Source organism: Pseudomonas sp. PDNC002 (assembly GCF_016919445.1).
Lineage (GTDB): Bacteria > Pseudomonadota > Gammaproteobacteria > Pseudomonadales > Pseudomonadaceae > Pseudomonas.
Map to the genome: position 1 here is coordinate 2,329,662 of NZ_CP070356.1, position 19,242 is coordinate 2,348,903.

25 protein-coding genes are annotated in these 19,242 nt (G+C 63.8%); 15 read left to right on the forward strand and 10 right to left on the reverse strand.

Annotation, left to right across the window (positions count from 1 at the left end):
• Positions 1-63: 63 nt before the first annotated feature.
• From JVX91_RS10780 to JVX91_RS10800, 5 genes are read left to right on the forward strand one after another with little or no spacing between them, the layout of a single operon-like run.
• Positions 64-447, forward strand: a complete 384-nt coding sequence (locus JVX91_RS10780) for a FagA protein (RefSeq protein ID WP_205339212.1) — start codon at positions 64-66, stop codon at positions 445-447.
• Complete coding sequence (gene fumC / locus JVX91_RS10785) at positions 440-1,831, forward strand: class II fumarate hydratase FumC (protein WP_205339213.1); 1,392 nt, start codon at positions 440-442, stop codon at positions 1,829-1,831. Before JVX91_RS10780 ends, fumC begins: the two co-directional genes overlap by 8 nt.
• 26 nt (positions 1,832-1,857) lie before the next feature.
• A complete protein-coding gene (locus JVX91_RS10790; RefSeq protein WP_054906625.1) occupies positions 1,858-2,307 on the forward strand; it encodes a hypothetical protein in 450 nt (149 codons plus the stop codon).
• 32 nt (positions 2,308-2,339) lie between these two features.
• Complete coding sequence (locus tag JVX91_RS10795; RefSeq protein WP_205339214.1) at positions 2,340-2,966, forward strand: superoxide dismutase; 627 nt, start codon at positions 2,340-2,342, stop codon at positions 2,964-2,966.
• A gap of 16 nt (positions 2,967-2,982) precedes the next feature.
• Positions 2,983-3,882, forward strand: a complete 900-nt coding sequence (locus JVX91_RS10800) for a ZIP family metal transporter (RefSeq protein WP_205339215.1) — start codon at positions 2,983-2,985, stop codon at positions 3,880-3,882.
• 12 nt (positions 3,883-3,894) lie between these two features.
• On the opposite strand, the gene JVX91_RS10805 is transcribed toward JVX91_RS10800, so the two are convergent.
• The 10 genes from JVX91_RS10805 to JVX91_RS10850 form a co-directional block, all read right to left on the reverse strand.
• Positions 3,895-4,167: an HPr family phosphocarrier protein gene (locus tag JVX91_RS10805; RefSeq protein WP_205339216.1), complete on the reverse strand. Its 273-nt coding sequence runs from the start codon at positions 4,165-4,167 to the stop codon at positions 3,895-3,897.
• Positions 4,168-4,200: 33 nt separating this feature from the next.
• Positions 4,201-5,058, reverse strand: coding sequence for an RNase adapter RapZ (rapZ, locus tag JVX91_RS10810; RefSeq protein ID WP_205339217.1), 858 nt, complete (start codon positions 5,056-5,058; stop codon positions 4,201-4,203).
• A gap of 2 nt (positions 5,059-5,060) precedes the next feature.
• A complete protein-coding gene (gene ptsN, locus JVX91_RS10815; RefSeq protein WP_037009823.1) occupies positions 5,061-5,528 on the reverse strand; it encodes a PTS IIA-like nitrogen regulatory protein PtsN in 468 nt (155 codons plus the stop codon).
• A gap of 8 nt (positions 5,529-5,536) precedes the next feature.
• Complete coding sequence (gene raiA, locus JVX91_RS10820) at positions 5,537-5,845, reverse strand: ribosome-associated translation inhibitor RaiA (RefSeq protein ID WP_017518151.1); 309 nt, start codon at positions 5,843-5,845, stop codon at positions 5,537-5,539.
• 78 nt (positions 5,846-5,923) lie between these two features.
• On the reverse strand, positions 5,924-7,426 hold the full coding sequence (locus tag JVX91_RS10825) for an RNA polymerase factor sigma-54 (RefSeq protein ID WP_205339218.1): 1,503 nt from the start codon (positions 7,424-7,426) through the stop codon (positions 5,924-5,926).
• A gap of 254 nt (positions 7,427-7,680) precedes the next feature.
• The gene (gene lptB, locus JVX91_RS10830) at positions 7,681-8,406 is read right to left on the reverse strand and encodes an LPS export ABC transporter ATP-binding protein (RefSeq protein ID WP_184588999.1); all 726 of its coding nucleotides are present in this window, start codon (positions 8,404-8,406) and stop codon (positions 7,681-7,683) included.
• Positions 8,406-8,942, reverse strand: a complete 537-nt coding sequence (gene lptA, locus JVX91_RS10835) for a lipopolysaccharide transport periplasmic protein LptA (RefSeq protein ID WP_205339219.1) — start codon at positions 8,940-8,942, stop codon at positions 8,406-8,408. Before lptA ends, lptB begins: the two co-directional genes overlap by 1 nt.
• A complete protein-coding gene (gene lptC, locus JVX91_RS10840) occupies positions 8,929-9,501 on the reverse strand; it encodes an LPS export ABC transporter periplasmic protein LptC (RefSeq protein WP_205339220.1) in 573 nt (190 codons plus the stop codon). The genes lptA and lptC overlap by 14 nt, the downstream gene beginning before the upstream one ends.
• Before the next feature lie 8 nt (positions 9,502-9,509).
• Positions 9,510-10,034 (reverse strand): HAD family hydrolase, encoded by a 525-nt coding sequence (locus tag JVX91_RS10845; protein WP_205339221.1) that lies wholly within the window; start codon positions 10,032-10,034, stop codon positions 9,510-9,512.
• A complete protein-coding gene (locus tag JVX91_RS10850; protein WP_205339222.1) occupies positions 10,035-11,009 on the reverse strand; it encodes a KpsF/GutQ family sugar-phosphate isomerase in 975 nt (324 codons plus the stop codon). It lies immediately after the preceding gene.
• A gap of 238 nt (positions 11,010-11,247) precedes the next feature.
• Here JVX91_RS10850 and JVX91_RS10855 point away from each other — a divergent pair, with 238 nt between their 5' ends.
• The 10 genes from JVX91_RS10855 to hisC all read left to right on the forward strand — a co-directional run bounded on the left by JVX91_RS10855 (position 11,248) and on the right by hisC (position 19,230).
• Positions 11,248-12,057, forward strand: a complete 810-nt coding sequence (locus tag JVX91_RS10855) for an ATP-binding cassette domain-containing protein (RefSeq protein ID WP_205339223.1) — start codon at positions 11,248-11,250, stop codon at positions 12,055-12,057.
• On the forward strand, positions 12,057-12,854 hold the full coding sequence (gene mlaE, locus JVX91_RS10860; RefSeq protein WP_205339224.1) for a lipid asymmetry maintenance ABC transporter permease subunit MlaE: 798 nt from the start codon (positions 12,057-12,059) through the stop codon (positions 12,852-12,854). The genes JVX91_RS10855 and mlaE overlap by 1 nt, the downstream gene beginning before the upstream one ends.
• Positions 12,854-13,327, forward strand: a complete 474-nt coding sequence (gene mlaD, locus JVX91_RS10865) for an outer membrane lipid asymmetry maintenance protein MlaD (protein WP_205339225.1) — start codon at positions 12,854-12,856, stop codon at positions 13,325-13,327. The genes mlaE and mlaD overlap by 1 nt, the downstream gene beginning before the upstream one ends.
• A gap of 11 nt (positions 13,328-13,338) precedes the next feature.
• Positions 13,339-13,986 carry an ABC transporter substrate-binding protein gene (locus JVX91_RS10870; RefSeq protein ID WP_205339226.1) on the forward strand — a complete coding sequence of 216 codons (648 nt, stop codon included), beginning with the start codon at positions 13,339-13,341 and terminating at the stop codon, positions 13,984-13,986.
• Positions 13,983-14,291 (forward strand): STAS domain-containing protein, encoded by a 309-nt coding sequence (locus JVX91_RS10875; protein ID WP_205339227.1) that lies wholly within the window; start codon positions 13,983-13,985, stop codon positions 14,289-14,291. The genes JVX91_RS10870 and JVX91_RS10875 overlap by 4 nt, the downstream gene beginning before the upstream one ends.
• A gap of 111 nt (positions 14,292-14,402) precedes the next feature.
• On the forward strand, positions 14,403-14,642 hold the full coding sequence (locus JVX91_RS10880) for a BolA family protein (protein WP_152220689.1): 240 nt from the start codon (positions 14,403-14,405) through the stop codon (positions 14,640-14,642).
• Between the two features lie 20 nt (positions 14,643-14,662).
• On the forward strand, positions 14,663-15,931 hold the full coding sequence (murA, locus tag JVX91_RS10885; protein ID WP_205339228.1) for a UDP-N-acetylglucosamine 1-carboxyvinyltransferase: 1,269 nt from the start codon (positions 14,663-14,665) through the stop codon (positions 15,929-15,931).
• A 14-nt stretch (positions 15,932-15,945) separates the two neighbouring features.
• Positions 15,946-16,581, forward strand: coding sequence for an ATP phosphoribosyltransferase (hisG, locus tag JVX91_RS10890; RefSeq protein WP_205339229.1), 636 nt, complete (start codon positions 15,946-15,948; stop codon positions 16,579-16,581).
• Positions 16,582-16,848: 267 nt separating this feature from the next.
• Positions 16,849-18,171 carry a histidinol dehydrogenase gene (hisD, locus tag JVX91_RS10895; protein ID WP_205339230.1) on the forward strand — a complete coding sequence of 441 codons (1,323 nt, stop codon included), beginning with the start codon at positions 16,849-16,851 and terminating at the stop codon, positions 18,169-18,171.
• A 3-nt stretch (positions 18,172-18,174) separates the two neighbouring features.
• Complete coding sequence (gene hisC / locus JVX91_RS10900) at positions 18,175-19,230, forward strand: histidinol-phosphate transaminase (RefSeq protein WP_205339231.1); 1,056 nt, start codon at positions 18,175-18,177, stop codon at positions 19,228-19,230.
• Positions 19,231-19,242 lie beyond the last annotated feature (12 nt).

Here is a 19,242-nt window from a genome sequence, read left to right on the forward strand (position 1 = left end):
GGCGGCTTGTTTTTTTGATTCTCGCAAACAATAATCAATCTCATTATCGATTATGGGATTGCCATGTTTGCCGAAATCGACAGCTCGATCACCGACCGCTGGTACCGACTGGGCACCCGCATCCGCTGTGCGCTGGAGCCGGACGAGCCGCGCCTGGTGGAGCAATACCTCGGCGAAGCACGCTACCTGGCGGCCTGGGAGCCGGTGCCGGCCTGGCGCCTGTTCGAGAAGTGCTACCAACTGCTGCTCGACAGCAGTCGCGACATCGCACTGCCCTGGCATTGGCGCGTGCTCTGCCTGGACCACGCCTATCTCCCCCTGCGCGAACTGCAACGCCTGGCGACCTCTTCCGTCCAGCGTCAACGCCTGAGCCTGCTGGCCCGGCGCATGGCGCAGCAGGAGATGGCGCCTTCCCTGAAGCTGCAAGAAGGAATCGAGAATGACTGACAGCCGTATCGAACGCGACAGCATGGGCGAACTGGAGGTGCCGATTGCGGCGCTCTACGGAGCCCAGACGCAGCGGGCGGTGAACAACTTCCCGGTGAGTGGCCAGCGCATGCCGCGTCCGTTCATTCGCGCGCTGCTGCTGGCCAAGGCCGCGGCGGCGCGGGCCAACGTCAGCCTGGAACAGCTGGACGCGGAGGCCGGTGCCGCGATTGTCGCCGCCTGCGAGGAACTGCTGGCGGGCGATCTGCAGCAGCACTTCCCGGTGGACGTATTCCAGACCGGTTCGGGCACCAGCTCGAACATGAACGCCAACGAGGTGGTCGCCACCCTGGCCAGCCTTCGCCTGGGCAAGCCGGTCAACGCCAATGACCAGGTCAACTGCGGGCAGAGCAGCAACGACATCATTCCCTCGACCATCCACATCAGTGCGGCGCTGGAGATCCACCAGCACCTGTTGCCAGCGCTGGACCACCTGCACGCCACCCTGGAGAAGAAGGCCAAGGCCGTGCACCAGCACGTGAAGACCGGCCGCACTCACCTGATGGATGCCATGCCGGTACGCCTGAGCCAGGTGCTTGGCGGCTGGGCGCAACAGGTGCGCCAGGCGTCGCAGGGCATCGAAGGTCAATTGCCGGCGCTGCAGCAGCTCGCCCAGGGCGGCACGGCTGTCGGCACCGGCGTGAATGCGCATCCTCAGTTTGCCGCACGCTTCTGCGAGGAACTCAACGGTCTGACTGGTCTGGTGTTCCGCCCTGGTGACGACTTCTTCGCGCTGATCGGCGCCCAGGACATTGCCGTGGCCACCTCCGGTCAGCTCAAGGCCCTGGCGGTGGCGCTGATGAAGATCGCCAACGACCTGCGCTGGATGAACTCCGGCCCGCTCGCCGGCCTCGCCGAGATCGAACTGGAAGCACTGCAGCCGGGATCCTCGATCATGCCGGGCAAGGTCAACCCGGTGATCCCGGAAGCCACCGCCATGGTCGCCGCCCAGGTCATGGGCAACGACACCACCATTGCCGTCGCCGGCCAGTCGGGCAACTTCGAGCTGAACGTGATGCTGCCGGTGATCGCTGACAACCTGCTGCACAGTATCCATCTGCTGGCCAACGTCAGCCGTCTGCTGGCGGACAAGGCCATCGCCAGCTTCAAGGTCAACGAGGCGAGCCTGCGCGAGGCGCTGTCGCGCAATCCGATCCTGGTTACCGCGCTGAACCCGATCATCGGCTACCAGAAGGCCGCGGAGATCGCCAAGCAGGCCTACCGAGAAGGGCGGCCGATCATCGAGGTTGCGCTTGAGTTCTCTGCTTTAGAGGGCATCGACCTGGACCGCGCCCGCCTTGAGCAACTGCTCAATCCCGAGAAGCTCACCGCCGGTGGACTCTGAGTCCGCCGCCACTGGAGGAAAATGCCATGCGTCATTGGCAACGCACCATCGAACTGGGCAACCGCTGCTTCATTCGTAACGAGCTGATCGATGCCCGTGAGCATTACCTCCACGCGCTGGCGCTGGCCCAGGTCCTGCTGGACCGTTGGCACGACCCGGAGGAAGCCGTGATGGCGTTTGTCATCTCCCACCACAACCTCGGCGACCTGCACCTGCAACTCGGCCAGCCGGAGGAAACCGCCGAGTACCTGTGCGCCTGCCACGAGCGGCTGCTGGTGCTGGGCGAGGACCTGCGCAAATGTTCGGACCTGCGCGCCGCGGCGGTGCAGCACAGCCGGCGTACCTACGTCGAGTTGCTCAACTTCATCGGCGAGCACGGCACCTATCCGCGCACCCAGCGCCTGTTACGTCGCCAGGGCGCGGTGGAACTGCGTCCGGGCCTGTTCACCGCCGTTCAATCGATGCGTTATCACTGAGTCGATGCGCTACTGCTGAAGAAGGTTCGAAGATGCCTCACGTCCTGCCTGCCTTGCCCTATGCCTACGATGCGCTGGAACCGCACATCGATGCGCAGACCATGGAAATCCATCACAGCAAGCACCACCAGACCTACATCAACAACCTCAATGCCGCGCTGGAGGGCACCGAGTTCGCCGACGTTCCGGTGGAAGAGCTGCTGCAGAAGCTTGAGAGCCTGCCCCAGGCGCTGCGCGCCGGAGTGGTCAACAACGGCGGCGGCCACGCCAATCATTCGCTGTTCTGGACCGTGATGGCGCCGCACGGTGGCGGCCAGCCGCAGGAAGAACTGCGCCAGGCCATCGACAGCGAACTGGGCGGCTACGACGCGTTCTGCCAGGCCTTCACCAAGGCCGCACTGACGCGCTTCGGTAGCGGTTGGGCGTGGCTGAGCGTCGATCCGCAGGGCAAGCTGGTGGTGGAAAGCACCGGCAACCAGGACAGCCCGCTGATGCAGGGCAACCTGCCGATCCTCGGCCTGGACGTCTGGGAGCACGCCTATTACCTGCGCTACCAGAACCGCCGGCCGGAATACATCGCGGCCTTCTACAACGTGGTCGCCTGGCCGGAGGTGCTGCGGCGCTACCGTCTGGCGCTGCAGGCGCGGGGACAAGGATGAAACCGAAGGCCGTCCCATGCGTCTGATCGTGCAGAGTCTGCGTGAGAGCGGAGGACGCAACGTGCGTTGGTTGCTGGGACTGATCATTGTCCTCGGCGGCGGTCTGCTGGTGGCCCAGCACTTGATGCTGCTGGCGCGATTGTCGCTGTCCGCACCGATGTATCTCGCCCTGCATGGCGGCATGCTCTGCGCGCTCGGGACCGCCCTGGGCGCGCTGCCCGTGCTGCTGGTGCGCAGCATGCCGGCGCGGATCGCCGACGCCATGCTCGGATTCGGCGCCGGCGTGATGCTGGCAGCCACCGCATTCTCGCTGTTGCTCCCCGCGCTGGAGGCGGCTGAAGCCTCGGGCCGGCCCACGTGGCTGGCTTCGTTGCTGGTCAGCCTCGGCCTGGCGCTGGGGGCCTTCGGTCTCGCGGTATTCGGCCGAGTGCTCGAGGACGCGCAGGCCAATATCCAGGGCGTCGCTGATGGAAAGGTGCCCGCGCGAATCCTGCTGTTCGTCGCGGCCATCGTCCTGCACAACATTCCCGAAGGCATGGCCGTGGGTGTCGCGGCCGGCGGGGAAGTGCAAGGCGCCAGCGGCCTTGCGCTGGGCATCGCGCTGCAGGACGTGCCTGAGGGGCTGGCGATCGCGCTGGTACTCGCGGGGGCGGGCGTGTCGCGCGGCAAGGCGGCGCTGGCGGGAGCCGCTTCCGGGCTGGTCGAGCCGCTGTTCGCGGTGCTCTGCGCCTGGCTGATTGGCATCTCGCGGATGTTCCTGCCCTGGGGGCTGGCCGCTGCGGCGGGCGCAATGCTCTATGTGGTGGTGCGCGAGATCATTCCCGAATCCCAGCGCCGCGGTCATGCGGCACAGGCCACCCAGGGGCTGATCATTGGCTTCTGTCTGATGATGGTGCTGGATACGTCGCTGGGCTGAGTGCCCGGCGCGTCACTCGCCTTCGTCGAAGTAGTTGTTGATCAGGTCGACCAGCGCCTTCAGCGCTTCGTCTTCCTGCTCGCCTTCGGCGGCGAGGTGCAGATTGGTGCCCTTGCCGGCAGCGAGCATCATCACGGCCATGATGCTCTTGCCGTCCACCGTGCTCTCCGGATTGCGCCCCACGCGAACCTGGCAGGGATAACGTCCCGCGACGCCGACGAATTTGGCTGCCGCACGGGCGTGCAGGCCAAGCTTGTTGATGATGGTGACTTCGAGGGCGGGCATCGCGAGGGGCTGTCCTTTTGTTGTCTGTCGCTGCTAGCTCAGGTCGCGGTGGCGAATCTGCACGTTGGTGAGGGTGTCCTTGAGGGCCCGGCCAATACGCTCGGCCAGGTAGGTCGAGCGGTGCTGACCACCGGTACAACCGATGGCGATGGTGACGTAGGCCCGGTTGCTCGCGGCGAAGCGCGGCAGCCATTTGTTCAGGTAGCCGAGGATATCCTGGTACATCTCCTCGACGTCGGGTTGCGCGGCCAGGTACTCCTGCACTTCCACATCCAGCCCGGTGTGCTCGCGCAGTTCCGGCTTCCAGTAGGGGTTGGGCAGGCAGCGCACGTCGAACACCAGGTCGGCGTCCACCGGCATGCCGCGCTTGAAACCGAAGGATTCGACCAGGAACGCGGTGCCCAGTTCGGGCTTGTTCAGCAGGCGCAGCTTGAGTACGTCGCGCAGCTGATACAGGTTCAGGTTCGTGGTGTTGAGCTTGAGGTCGGCCAGGTCGGCGATGGGCGCCAACAGGCTCGTTTCGTCGCCAATGGCTTCGGCCAGCGAGCGGGTGTCGTTGGTCAGCGGGTGGCGGCGGCGCGTCTCGGAGAAACGCTTGAGAAGGGTTTCATCGTCCGCATCGAGATACAGGACGTCGCACTGAATGTGCTTGTCGCGCGCTTCCTGCAACAGTTCCGGGAAGCGTTGCAGTTGGCTGGGCAAGTTGCGTGCATCAATGGAGACCGCAACCTGCGGGTGCAGCAGTTCGGTGTGTAGCAGCGCGCGCTGGGCCAGATCCGGAAGGAGGCTTGCCGGCAGGTTATCGATACAGTAGAAGCCGTTGTCCTCGAGCACATTGAGCGCGGTGCTCTTGCCCGAGCCGGACCTTCCACTGATGATGATCAGGCGCATGATCAGTGCCCGTTGTTCTGGAAGTCCACGACGATCCGGTACAGGTCCTCGCCGTTGGCGGCGTGGCGCAGGCGGTCGCGGACGTCGGAACGGTCGAGCATGGAAGCGATCTGCCGGAGCAGTTCCAGGTGCTCCTCGGTAGCGGCTTCCGGCACCAGCAGCACGAACACCAGGTCCACCGGAGCGCCGTCGAGGGCGTCGAAGTCTACCGGGTGGTCAAGGTGCAGGATGGCGCTGATGGGCGACTGGCAGCCGGGGAGGCGGCAGTGCGGAATGGCGATGCCATTGCCGAAACCGGTGGAGCCCAGGCGTTCCCGGGCCACCAGGCTGTCGAAGATGTCTTGGGAATCGAAACCCGGCAGCTCGCGAGCCACCAGGTTGGCGATTTGTTCGAGGACACGTTTCTTGCTGCCGCCCGGCACGTTCACGAGGGAACGGCCGGGGGTCAGGATTTGCTCAAGTCGGATCATAGAGGGGGTTAACGAACGCCCACACCTTGCTGGCGTTCGAGGTATTTTTCCTTGTGCTTGATCAGCTGGCGGTCGAGTTTGTCGGTAAGAAGGTCGATAGCCGCGTACATGTCTTCATGCTCGGCACAGGCCACCACTTCGCCTCCGGCGATGTGCAGGGTGGCTTCGATTTTCTGCTTCAGCTTCTCGACCTCCATGATGACCTGAACATTGGTGATCTTGTCGAAGTGGCGCTCCAGTCGGCCTAGTTTCTCGCCGACATAGTCGCGCAGGGCGTCGGTCACATCCAGTTGATGTCCACTGATGTTGACTTGCATACCGCTTTCTCCTTATTGCCCGTGTGTAAGTGGCAGGTTATTTGGCCTGCCGCCGGAACACCTTGGCGTGGATCAACGTCACACCAGCCGTTTACGCTCGCTGGAGGGAGAGATTCCTAGGGACTCCCGGTATTTGGCTACGGTGCGACGTGCCACTTGAATGCCCTGTGCCTCCAGTAAACCAGCGATCTTGCTGTCACTCAATGGCTTTTTCGGACTTTCAGCCGCGACCAGTTTCTTGATGATGGCGCGGATCGCGGTGGACGAGCACTCGCCGCCCTCGGAGGTGCTGACGTGGCTGGAGAAGAAATATTTCAGCTCGAAGATGCCGCGCGGCGTGTGCATGAACTTCTGCGTGGTGACGCGCGAGATGGTCGATTCATGCATGCCGACGGCTTCGGCGATGTCGTGCAGGACCAGCGGCTTCATCGCCTCCTCGCCGTACTCGAGGAAGCCGCGCTGGTGCTCGACGATCTGCGTCGCCACCTTCATCAGCGTCTCGTTGCGGCTCTGCAGGCTCTTGATGAACCAGCGCGCTTCCTGCAGCTGGTTGCGCATGAAGGTGTTGTCGGCGCTGGAGTCGGCGCGGCGCACGAGGCCGGCATACTGCGAGTTCACGCGCAGGCGTGGCACCGCTTCCTGGTTCAGCTCCACCAGCCAGCGTTCGTTGTGCTTGCGGACGATGACATCCGGCACCACGTACTCGGCTTCGCCGGACTCGATCTGCGAACCGGGGCGTGGGTGCAGCGACTGGATCAGTTCGATGGTCTCGCGCAGCTCGTCTTCCTTGAGCTTCATGCGGCGCATCAGCTGGCTGTAGTCACGGCTGCCGAGCAGGTCGAGGTGGTCGGAAACCAGCTTCAGGGCCTCGGTCAGCAGGTAGGTCTTGGCGGGCATCTGGCGAAGCTGCAGCAGCAGGCATTCGCGCAGGTTGCGTGCGCCGACACCGGCGGGTTCGAGCTGTTGGACCCGGCGCAGGACGACTTCCACTTCGTCCATTTCCACGCCCAGTTCGGGGTCGATGGAGACGAGGATGTCGTCGAGGGATTCTTCGAGGTAACCGTCGTCGTTGATGCCGTCGATGATGCTCAGGGCGATCAGGCGGTCGGTGTCGGACATCGGTGCCAGGTTCAGTTGCCACAGCAGGTGGCTCTGCAGGCTCTCGCCGGCGGAGGTGCGGGAGGTGAAGTCCCACTCGTCGTCGTCGTTGCTGGGCAGGCTGCTGGCGCTGGTCTGGTAGATGTCTTCCCAGGCGGTATCGACGGGAAGCTCGTTGGGGATGCGCTCGGCCCACTGGTCCTCGTCGAGGCTGTCGGCGTTGGGCGTGGTGCTTTCCTGGAAGTTGTCCTGGGAGTTGCTGCTGGTGCCGTTGACGGCGGACTCGGCGCCGTCGGCCATGGGGTCGCTGTTGTCGTAGTCCTCGCCCTCTTCCTGGCGCTCCAGCATCGGGTTGGACTCCAGGGCTTCCTGGATTTCCTGTTGGAGGTCCAGCGTGGAGAGCTGGAGCAGTCGGATGGCCTGTTGCAGCTGCGGGGTCATCGTCAGCTGCTGGCCCATCTTGAGGACTAGCGATGGTTTCATGGCTGGAACTAGGCACCTTGTTCGCTGGCGCAAAGCGCGCCATATCCACGACTACGGACGCCGGGGCGCCGCGAGGAAGCAAATTATATGCCTGAGTTTGGACGCTTTGCCTAGAGGCTGTCGACCTTTCGTTACAACCCGGTTGCGCCAGGGGATGCCGGGCAGCCGAATGCGTCGTGGAGCGGCAGGCGAGCCGCGCCACGGGCGAGGGGAGGGATTGGCTGCCGCGCCCAGGCAGGGCGCGGTGTGGGGCCTTAGAGGCGGAACTCGTGGCCCAGGTAGACTTCCTTCACCAGGTCGTTGGCGAGGATGCTTTCGGCGCTGCCTTCGGCGATCAGCTGACCGTCGTTGACGATGTACGCCGTCTCGCAGATATCCAGGGTTTCGCGGACGTTGTGGTCGGTGATCAGTACACCGATACCCTTGGCCTTGAGGTGATGGATGATCTGCTTGATGTCGCCTACGGAGATCGGATCGACGCCGGCGAAGGGTTCGTCCAGCAGGATGAACTTCGGCGAGCTGGCCAGGGCGCGAGCGATTTCCACACGGCGGCGTTCACCGCCGGACAAGCTCATGCCGAGGTTGTCGCGGATGTGGTGGATGTGGAATTCCTCGAGCAGGCTTTCCAGGGCTTCCTGGCGGCCGGCGCGATCGAGGTCGCTACGGGTTTCCAGGATGGCGCCGATGTTGTCCGCCACCGACAGCTTGCGGAAGATCGAGGCTTCCTGGGGCAGGTAGCCGATGCCTGCGCGCGCGCGGCCGTGCATGGGCAGGTGCGTGACGTCCTGCTCGTCGATGCGCACGATTCCCTGATCGGCGCGGACCAGGCCGACGATCATGTAGAAGCAGGTGGTCTTGCCCGCTCCGTTGGGGCCGAGCAGGCCGACGATCTGCCCGCTTTCGATGCTCATGCTGACATCGCGGACGACTTGCCGGCTCTTGTAGCTCTTGGCGAGGTGCTGCGCGGTTAGCGTTGCCATTACTGCGCTTGATCCTGCTTTTTCTTGGGCTGGATGACCATGTCGATACGCGGGCGCGGCGTGGTCACCTGGGCGCCGGTGGCGCGGCCTGCGTTGACGATCTGGCGCTGGGTGTCGTAGACGATCTTCTCGCCTTCGAAGGTGTTGCCTTCCTGGATTACCTTGGCCTGGTCGATCAGGACGACGCGGTTCTGGGTGACGAAGTACTGGATCGTCAGGCCGTAGGCCTGGGTGATCTGCTTTTCCGGCGCCGGCTTCTGCTCGAAGTAGGCGGGCTTGCCGACCGAGGTAACGACTTCGATGTCGCCGTCCTTGTTCTGCTTGAGCGTAACGGTGTTGCCGGTCAGCTTCATGCTGCCCTGGGTCACCACCACGTCGCCTCTATAGACGGCCACGCCCTGCTTGTCATCCAGTTCGGCACTGTCGGCCTGAACGCGGATCGGCTGTTCCCGGTCGGTGGGAAGGGCCCAGGCGGCAGAGCTGCCGATAGCGGCGGCGAGGCTGAAAAGAAGGGGGAGGGTGTTAACGAGCCTCATGCTGACCTCTTACGTTGGACAGCAGGAGCATCCGGCTGTCTTTCAGATACGCTTTCATGCCAACTGCCGTGGTCACACCGTTGGGTTCGGTGATCTTCACGGGCTGGTCAGTCTGCGCATAGTCCTTGTCTGGGAACACCGTCATGCGCGAGGTGTTGAGCAGGAGCGTGCGCTGCTGCGCGTCGGTGCGCGCAACGCGCACGTCGTCGATCAGCTCGACCTGCTTGCCTTCGGGGGCCACTTCGGCGCGAACGCTCTGGACATGCCACGGCTGCGGCTCATTCTCCCGGTGGAAGTAGAGGTCAGGCGTGGTGACCAGGGTCACGTCGGTTGCTTTCAGGTGTTCGAGCTTGTCGGCGGTCATCTCGTAGGCGAGGCTGCCGTCGGGGCGGAACTGCACGCTGTGCGCGTTGACCGCATAGAAATCGATGGCGTCGCTGGTCTGCGACTTGAGTTGCCGCTCGCTGAAGTCCAGGCGCACGTTCCAGTAATAGCCGAGGGCGATCATCAGGATGGCGATCAGGGCGAGCAACAGCTTTTGGCGGAATGTCTTGGGCATGTTCGGCTCTAGAGGTACGCACTTTGGGCGGCGTCGAGAGTGCCCTGGGCGCGCATGATCAGCTCGCAGAATTCGCGCGCCGCTCCTTCGCCACCGCGAGCCTGGGTCACGCCATCGGCGTGCTGGCGCACGAACGGGTCGGCGCTGGCGACCGCCATGCCCAGCCCGGCGCGGCGAATGGCCGGCAGGTCGGGCAGGTCGTCACCCAGGTAGGCAACTTCTTCATAGCCTAGACCCAGTTCCGTGAGCAGTTCGTCAAGGGCGACCAGCTTGTCTTCACGTCCCTGGAACAGGTGATTGATGCCCAGGTTCTTCGCCCGGCGCTCGACCACCAGGCTGGAACGGCCGGTGATGATCGCGGTGCGCACGCCGGAGGCCATGAGCATCTTGATGCCGTGGCCATCCAGGGTGTTGAAGGTCTTGAACTCACCGCCATCGGGCAGGAAGTAGAGTTTGCCGTCGGTGAGCACGCCATCGACGTCGAACACCGCGAGGCGGATCGCTTTCGCGCGTTGCAGCAGGTCAGCGGTCATTCAGATCACTCCCGCGCGAGTCAGGTCGTGGACGTGGAGGACGCCGACCGGGTGGTCATTGTCGTCGACCACGACCAGGACGTTGATCTTGTGGTCGTCCATGATCTTCAGTGCTTCGGCGGCGAGCATGTCCGGGCGGGCGGTCTTGCCATGTACGGTCATGACCTGGTCGATGGTGACCTGGCGGACGTCCAGGCCCTTGTCCAGGGTGCGGCGCAGGTCGCCGTCGGTGAAGACGCCGGCGAGGTGGCCGTCTTCGCCCAGGATGATGGTCATGCCCAGGCCCTTGCGGGTCATTTCCAGCAGCGCGCCGCTGAGTGAGGTGCCGGGGGAAACCTGCGGCAGTTCTTCACCCACGTGCATGATGTTTTCCACTTTCAGCAACAATCGACGGCCCAGTGCGCCGCCCGGATGCGAGAAAGCGAAGTCCTCGGCGGTGAAGCCGCGGGCTTCCAACAGGGCGATGGCGAGGGCGTCGCCCAGCACCAGGGATACCGTGGTGGAAGAGGTCGGCGCCAGGTTCAGCGAGCAGGCTTCGTGCTCGACGCCAGCGTCCAGGTTGACCGCGGCGGCCTTGGCCAAAGGCGAGTCGGGCTTGCCGGTCATGCTCACCAGGGTGATGCCCAGGCGCTTGATCAGCGGCAGCAGGGTGACGATTTCCGCGGTGGAGCCGGAGTTGGACAGGGCCAGGACGACGTCGTCCTTGGTGATCATGCCCATGTCGCCGTGGCTGGCTTCGGCCGGGTGTACAAAAAACGACGGGGTGCCGGTGCTCGCCAGGGTGGCGGCGATCTTGCGGCCGATGTGCCCGGACTTGCCCATGCCGACCACGACCACGCGGCCCTTGCAGTTCAGCAGCAGCTCGCAAGCCAGGGAGAAGTCGGCACCAATACGCGGCAACAGGGCGTCCACCGAGTCACGCTCGAGGCGGATGGTGCGCTGTGCCGACTGGATGAAATCGTGATTCTGGCTCATGTTCGAAGGGCGTGGGGCGAAATGAAGTGCGAGATTATAACGGGAAAGCGACGAAGGCTTCATCACAGACATCTCAATGTTGGCCGCATTTTGCTGAACTGTGGCTTAACGGCGGCTTAGCAGGCCTTGGGGCGTGGCTTCGCGGGGTGTTATAGTTCGCGGCCGTTCGGCCTGTCGCGCCGTGTTTCTGCCGTGAGACAGACGGGGCAACGGACAGCGCCGTGATGAAAGGAGTTCTATGAGCACCAATGACCAATACGCGGTCGAGCTGAAGGGCCTGAGCTTCAAGCGCGGCACGCGTACGATTTTCGATAACGTGGACATCCGCATTCCACGCGGCAAGGTCACCGGGATCATGGGGCCGTCGGGCTGTGGCAAGACCACCCTGTTGCGACTGATCGCCGCCCAGCTGCGACCGGCGAAGGGCGAAGTGTGGGTCAACGGCCAGAACCTCCCGTCGCTGGGTCGCAGCGACCTGTTCGACATGCGCAAGCAGTTCGGCGTGCTGTTCCAGAGCGGCGCGCTGTTCACCGATCTGGACGTCTTCGAGAACGTCGCCTTCCCCCTGCGCGTGCACACCGAACTGCCCGAGGACATGATTCGTGACATTGTCCTGATGAAACTGCAGGCCGTCGGCCTGCGCGGGGCAGTGGAGCTGATGCCGGATGAGCTGTCCGGCGGCATGAAGCGTCGCGTGGCGCTGGCCCGTGCCATCGCGCTGGATCCGCAGATTCTGATGTACGACGAGCCCTTCGTGGGCCAGGACCCGATCGCCATGGGCGTGCTGGTGCGCCTGATCCGCCTGCTCAACGATGCCCTGGGCATCACCAGTATCGTTGTCTCCCACGATCTGGCGGAAACCGCGAGCATCGCCGACTACATCTATATCGTCGGTGACGGTCGGGTGCTTGGCCATGGGACGCCGGCCGACCTGCAAGGGCTCGACGATCCGCGCGTTCGCCAGTTCATGAAGGGCATCCCGGACGGCCCCGTGCCGTTCCATTATCCTGCCCGCGATTACCGCGCCGACCTGCTGGGAGAACGTTGATGCGCAAGACTTCACCGCTCGAGCGCATCCGCCTGCTTGGGCGATCGGGCCTCGACGTACTCGAGGCGCTCGGCCGTTCGACGCTGTTCCTGGTCCACGCCATCTTCGGTCGCCGCGTTCATAGCGGCGGCTTCCAGTTGCTGGTCAAGCAGCTCTATTCCGTAGGTGTGCTGTCCCTGGCGATCATCGTGGTGTCGGGCCTGTTCATCGGCATGGTGCTGGCGCTGCAGGGCTATAACATCCTGGCGAGCTATGGTTCCGAGCAGGCGGTCGGCCAGATGGTGGCCCTGACGCTGTTGCGTGAACTGGGGCCCGTGGTCACCGGTCTGTTGTTTGCCGGACGCGCAGGTTCCGCGCTGACCGCCGAGATCGGCAACATGAAGTCCACCGAGCAGCTGTCCAGCCTGGAGATGATCGGCGTCGACCCGCTCAAGTACATCATCGCGCCTCGCCTGTGGGCGGGGTTCATTTCCATGCCGCTGCTGGCGGCGATCTTCAGTGTCGTGGGTATCTGGGGCGGCGCCCTGGTGGCTGTGGACTGGCTGGGCGTGTACGACGGGTCATACTGGTCGAACATGCAGAACAGCGTGCAGTTCACCAAGGACATCCTCAATGGCGTGATCAAGAGTGTGGTGTTCGCCTTCGTGGTGACCTGGATCGCTGTGTACCAGGGCTATGACTGCGAACCCACCTCCGAAGGAATCAGTCGCGCCACCACCCGTACCGTTGTGTATGCCTCCCTGGCCGTGCTGGGGCTGGACTTCATCCTGACCGCTTTGATGTTTGGAGACTTCTGATGCAAACCCGCACCCTGGAAATCGGTGTAGGCCTGTTCATTCTGGCCGGTCTGCTGGCCTTGCTGTTGCTGGCCTTGCGCGTCAGTGGACTGACGATCGGCAATTCGGGCGATACCTACAAGCTGTACGCCTACTTCGACAACATTGCTGGCGTCACCGTGCGCGGCAAGGTGACCATGGCCGGCGTGACCATTGGCAAGGTCACTGCAATCGATCTGGATCACGACACCTATCGTGGTCGCGTGACCATGGAAATCAACCGCCAGGCCAACAACCTGCCGGACGATTCCACGGCTTCCATCCTCACCGCTGGCCTGCTGGGTGAGAAGTACATCGGCATCAGCGTCGGCGGCGACGAGGAAGTCCTCAAGGATGGCGATACCATCAAGGACACCCAGTCCGCGCTGGTGCTGGAAGACCTGATCGGCAAGTTCCTGCTGAATTCGGTCAACAAAGACGACTCGAAGAAATGAGGACTCCTTCCATGATGAAAACCTTGCGCCGTGGCTTCCTGGTTCTGCTCGCGATCCTGCCGCTCTTTGCCCAGGCCGAGCAGACCGCACAGCAGGTCGTGCAACAGACCGTCGATGCCCTGTTGACGGACCTGAAGCAGAACAAGGCCAGCTACAAGAGCAATCCCCAGGCGTTCTACGACACCCTGAACCGTATCCTCGGCCCGGTGGTGGACTCCGAAGGCATCGCCAAGGGCGTGATGACCGTCAAGTACTCGCGCCAGGCCTCGCCGGAGCAGATCAAGCGCTTCGAAGAGACGTTCAAGAACAGCCTGTTCCAGTTCTACGGCAACGCGTTGCTGGAGTACGACAACCAGGACATCCGCGTGCTGAATACCGGCAAGCAGGAGCAGGATCGCGCTTCGGTGAACATGGAAGTGGTCGGCAGCAACGGTGCCGTCTATCCGGTGCAGTACACCATGGTCAGCCAGGGCGGCGACTGGCGCCTGCGTAACGTGATCATCAATGGCATTAACATCGGCAAGCTGTTCCGTGATCAGTTCGCCGATGCCATGCAGAAGAACCGCAACGACCTGGAGAAGACCATCGCGGGTTGGGGTCAGGTCGTCGCCAACGCCAAGGACGCTGCCAAGGGGCAGCCGGAAGGCGGCGAGCAATGAGTCAGGGCAGTATCACGGAACGCGCCGAGGGCGATCTCGCCCTGGCCGGCGTGCTGGATTACAGCACCGGGCCGGCACTGCGCGAGCAGGGCGGGCGCCTGATCGCCGCGAGCAAGGCCAGTGCGCTGCGTCTGGACTGCTCGGCGGTGGAGCGCTCCAGCAGCGTCGGATTGTCGCTGCTGCTGTCCTTCGTCCGTGATGCGCGCAAGGCCGGCAAGTCGCTGCAGATCGGCGGCATGCCCAAAGAGATGCAGGAAATCGCCAAGGTTGGCGGTCTCCTGGAGATTCTGCCGTTACAGCATTGATACAGTGAAAAGGCCCTCCGTCCGCGAGTTCCCTTGCCGGGGTTCGCAGGCGGGGGGCTTTTTTGTATCATTGCCGACCCGCGCGCGATAGGGCGCCGAACGAGGTTGAGCATGCAGGCCGTAGAAGTCAAAAACTTCCTGGAAACGAAACTGCCAGGTACCCAGGTTGAAGTGGAAGGCGAAGGCTGCAACTTCCAGCTGAACCTGATCAGCGACGAACTGGCCGGCCTGAGCCCGGTAAAACGTCAGCAGCAGATCTATGCCCACCTGAACGAGTGGATCGCCTCGGGCGCCATCCATGCCGTCACCATGAAATTCTTCAGCCGCGCCGCCTGGGCCGAGCGTTCCTGAGCCCACGGGGAAACATTGCAATGGACAAACTGATCATTACCGGCGGCACTCGTCTCGATGGCGAGATCCGTATCTCCGGCGCCAAGAACTCTGCGCTGCCGATCCTCGCCGCGACCCTGCTGGCGGACACCCCGGTGACCGTCTGCAACCTGCCGCACCTGCACGACATCACCACCATGATCGAGCTGTTCGGCCGCATGGGCGTGCAGCCGATCATCGACGAGAAGCTCAACGTCGAAGTCGACGCCAGCACCATCAAGACCCTGGTGGCGCCTTACGAGCTGGTGAAAACCATGCGCGCGTCGATCCTGGTGCTCGGCCCGATGGTTGCCCGCTTCGGTGAAGCCGAAGTTGCGTTGCCCGGCGGCTGCGCAATCGGTTCGCGTCCGGTGGACCTGCACATCCGCGGCCTCGAAGCCATGGGCGCGCAAATCTCCGTCGAAGGCGGCTACATCAAGGCCAAGGCCCCGGCCGGCGGCCTGCGTGGCGCGCACTTCTTCTTCGATACCGTGTCCGTGACCGGTACCGAGAACATCATGATGGCCGCTGCCCTTGCCAATGGCCGCTCCGTGCTGGAAAACGCCGCGCGCGAGCCCGAGGTCGTCGACCTTGCCAACTTCATCAACGCCATGGGCGGTGATGTACAAGGTGCTGGCACCGACACCATCGTGATCAACGGTGTAAAAAGTCTGGGGGGCGGCGCCAAGTACAACGTCATGCCCGACCGCATCGAGACCGGCACCTACCTGGCCGCTGCTGCAGCCACTGGTGGCCGCGTCAAGCTCAAGGACACCGATCCGACCATCCTCGAAGCGGTGCTGGCCAAGCTGGTCGAAGCTGGTGCGCACATCACCACCGGCAGCAACTGGATCGAGCTGGACATGAAGGGCAACCGGCCGAAGGCGGTGAATATCCGCACCGCGCCGTACCCGGCATTCCCCACCGACATGCAGGCGCAGTTCATTTCCCTGAACGCCATCGCCGAAGGTACCGGCGCGGTTATCGAGACCGTGTTCGAGAACCGCTTCATGCACGTCTATGAAATGAACCGCATGGGCGCGCAGATCCTGGTCGAAGGCAACACCGCCATCGTCACCGGCGTTCCGCAGCTCAAGGGCGCACCGGTCATGGCGACCGACCTGCGCGCTTCCGCCAGCCTGGTGATCGCCGCTCTGGTGGCCGAAGGCGACACCATGATCGACCGCATCTACCACATCGACCGTGGCTACGAGTGCATCGAAGAGAAACTGCAACTCCTCGGGGCGAAGATTCGCCGCGTACCGGGCTAGGGCTGAGCCAGACAATGCTGACGATTGCCCTGTCCAAGGGCCGTATCCTCGACGACACCCTGCCGCTGCTCGCAGCGGCGGGCATCGTGCCGACCGAGAATCCGGACAAGAGCCGCAAGCTGATCATCCCCACCACCCTCGATGACGTGCGTCTGCTGATCGTGCGCGCCACCGACGTGCCGACCTACGTCGAACATGGCGCCGCCGACCTTGGCGTAGCGGGCAAGGATGTGCTCATGGAGTACGGTGGCCAGGGCCTGTACGAGCCCCTGGACCTGAAGATCGCCAACTGCAAGCTGATGACCGCCGGTGCGGTTGGCGCGGCGGAGCCCAAGGGCCGTCTGCGCGTGGCCACCAAGTTCGTCAACGTTGCCAAGCGCTACTACGCCGAACAGGGTCGCCAGGTCGACGTGATCAAGCTGTACGGCTCCATGGAGCTGGCACCGCTGATCGGCCTCGCCGACAAGATCATCGACGTGGTCGACACCGGTAACACCCTGCGTGCGAATGGCCTGGAGCCCCAGGAACTGATCGCGCACATCAGCTCGCGCCTGGTGGTGAACAAGGCCTCGATGAAGATGCAGCACGCTCGCATCCAGGCGCTGATCGACACCCTGCGCGACGCGGTGGAGTCTCGACACCGGGCGTAATCCTCAGCGCGGCTCTCCTGCCGCGCCCGCCTATCCGTGTCATAGCCAAATTTTCTCGGGTGCCCGCACGGTAGGCTTGATAGTCTTGCGGCGCCCGAGAATCCTGCTCCTGACCTGCTGCGCTCGGTCAGGCGGCGTTGAAAACCGGCTCGGAATGCTCATTTACTGCACGTAAACTCCGCTTCCTCGCCAGTTTTCGCCTTGCCTGACCGTCGCTCGCGACGAACAGGAGCAGATTCATGATCATGCCAATTAAAGAGGCCAGCTATGACCGCACCCTTCGCTATCCGTCGACTCAACGCCGCCGATCCGGACTTCGCGCGTCATCTGGACCATCTGCTCTCCTGGGAAAGCGTCTCCGACGAGTCGGTGAACCAGCGCGTACTGGACATCATTGCCGACGTACGCAATCGCGGTGACGCCGCGGTGGTGGAATTCACCCAGCGCTTCGACGGTGTCGACGCCAAGACCATGGCCGACCTGATCCTGCCGCGCGAGCGCCTGGAGCTGGCCCTGACCCGCATCACCCCGGCCCAGCGCGAGGCGCTGGAAACCGCTGCCGAGCGCGTGCGCAGCTACCACGAGAAGCAGAAACAGGACTCCTGGCGCTACACCGAAGCCGACGGCACTGTGCTCGGCCAGCAGGTCACCCCGCTGGACCGCGCTGGCCTGTACGTGCCTGGCGGCAAGGCGTCCTACCCGTCTTCCGTGCTGATGAACGCCATTCCGGCCAAGGTCGCCGGTGTGGCCGAAGTAGTGATGGTGGTGCCGACCCCGCGCGGCGAGATCAATGAAATCGTCCTGGCCGCCGCCTGCATCGCTGGCGTCGACCGCGTCTTCACCATTGGCGGCGCCCAGGCCGTGGCCGCTTTGGCCTACGGTACCGAGAGCGTGCCGCAGGTGGACAAGATCGTCGGCCCGGGCAACATCTACGTCGCCACCGCCAAGCGCCACGTATTCGGCCAGGTCGGCATCGACATGATCGCCGGCCCGTCGGAAATCCTCGTGGTCTGCGACGGCGGTACCGATCCGGACTGGATCGCCATGGACCTGTTCTCCCAGGCCGAGCACGACGAGGACGCCCAGTCGATCCTGGTCAGCCCGGACGCGGCCTTCCTCGACAAGGTCGCCGCCAGCATCGAGAAGTTGCTGCCGACCATGGAGCGCGCCGAGATCATCCGCACCTCGCTGACTAACCGTGGCGCGCTGATCCTTGTCGCCGACCAGGAGCAGGCCTGCCAGGTCGCCAACCGCATCGCCCCGGAGCACCTGGAGCTGTCGGTGGCCGACCCGGAGAGCTGGCTGCCGAAGATCCGCCACGCCGGCGCCATCTTCATGGGCCGCTACACCGCCGAGGCGCTTGGCGACTACTGCGCCGGCCCGAACCACGTGCTGCCGACCTCCGGTACCGCGCGCTTCTCCTCGCCGCTGGGCGTGTACGACTTCCAGAAGCGCTCCTCGATCATCTTCTGCTCCGCGCCGGGTGCTTCCGAACTGGGCAAGACCGCGTCGATCCTGGCCCGTGGCGAGTCGCTGACCGCCCACGCGCGTAGCGCTGAATTCCGCATCCTTGACGGCAAGAGTGAGTAACCCATGAGCAAATTCTGGAGTCCCTTCGTCAAGGAACTGGTGCCCTACGTTCCGGGCGAGCAGCCCAAGCTGGCGAAGCTGGTCAAGCTGAACACCAACGAGAACCCCTACGGCCCTTCGCCGAAGGTGGTCGCCGCGATCCAGGCCGAGCTGAACGATACGCTGCGCCTGTATCCGGACCCCAACGCCGACCGCCTGAAGCAGACCATCGCCGAGTACCACGGCGTGAAGACTTCCCAGGTGTTCGTCGGCAACGGTTCGGACGAAGTCCTGGCCCACGCCTTCCACGCGCTGTTCCAGCACGGCAAACCGCTGCTGTTCCCCGACGTGACCTACAGCTTCTACCCGGTCTACTGCGGCCTGTACGGCATCGACTTCGAAGCGCTGCCGCTGGACGAGCAGTTCCAGATTCGCGTCGAGGATTACGCGCGCCCGAACGGCGGCATCATCTTCCCCAACCCCAATGCGCCCACCGGTTGCCTACTGCCGCTTGAAGCCATCGAGCGCCTGCTGCAGGCCAGCCCGGACAGCGTGGTGCTGGTGGACGAGGCCTACGTCGATTTCGGTGGCGAGACTGCGATCTCCCTGGTGAACCGCTACCCGAACCTGCTGGTGGCCCAGACCCTGTCGAAGTCGCGCTCGCTGGCCGGCCTGCGCGTGGGCTTCGCTGTTGGTCACGAAGACCTGATCGAAGCGCTGGAGCGGGTGAAGAACAGCTTTAACTCCTACCCGCTGGATCGCCTGGCCTTAGCCGGCGCGGTGGCGTCCTTCGAGGATCAGGCGTACTTCGAGCAGACCTGCAACGCGGTTATCCACAGCCGCGAGAAGCTGGTGGCCGAACTCAAGACCCTGGGCTTCGACGTACTGCCGTCGGCGGCGAACTTCATCTTCGCTCGCCACCCGCAGCGTGACGGCGCCGAACTGGCCGCGGCCCTGCGCGAGGAGGGCGTGATCGTGCGTCACTTCAAGCAGCAGCGGATCAATCAGTTCCTGCGTATCAGCATCGGTACCGACGAGCAGAACCAGGCGCTGCTGGATGCCCTGCGCCTGAAGCTGTAAGGCAGTTGCTGC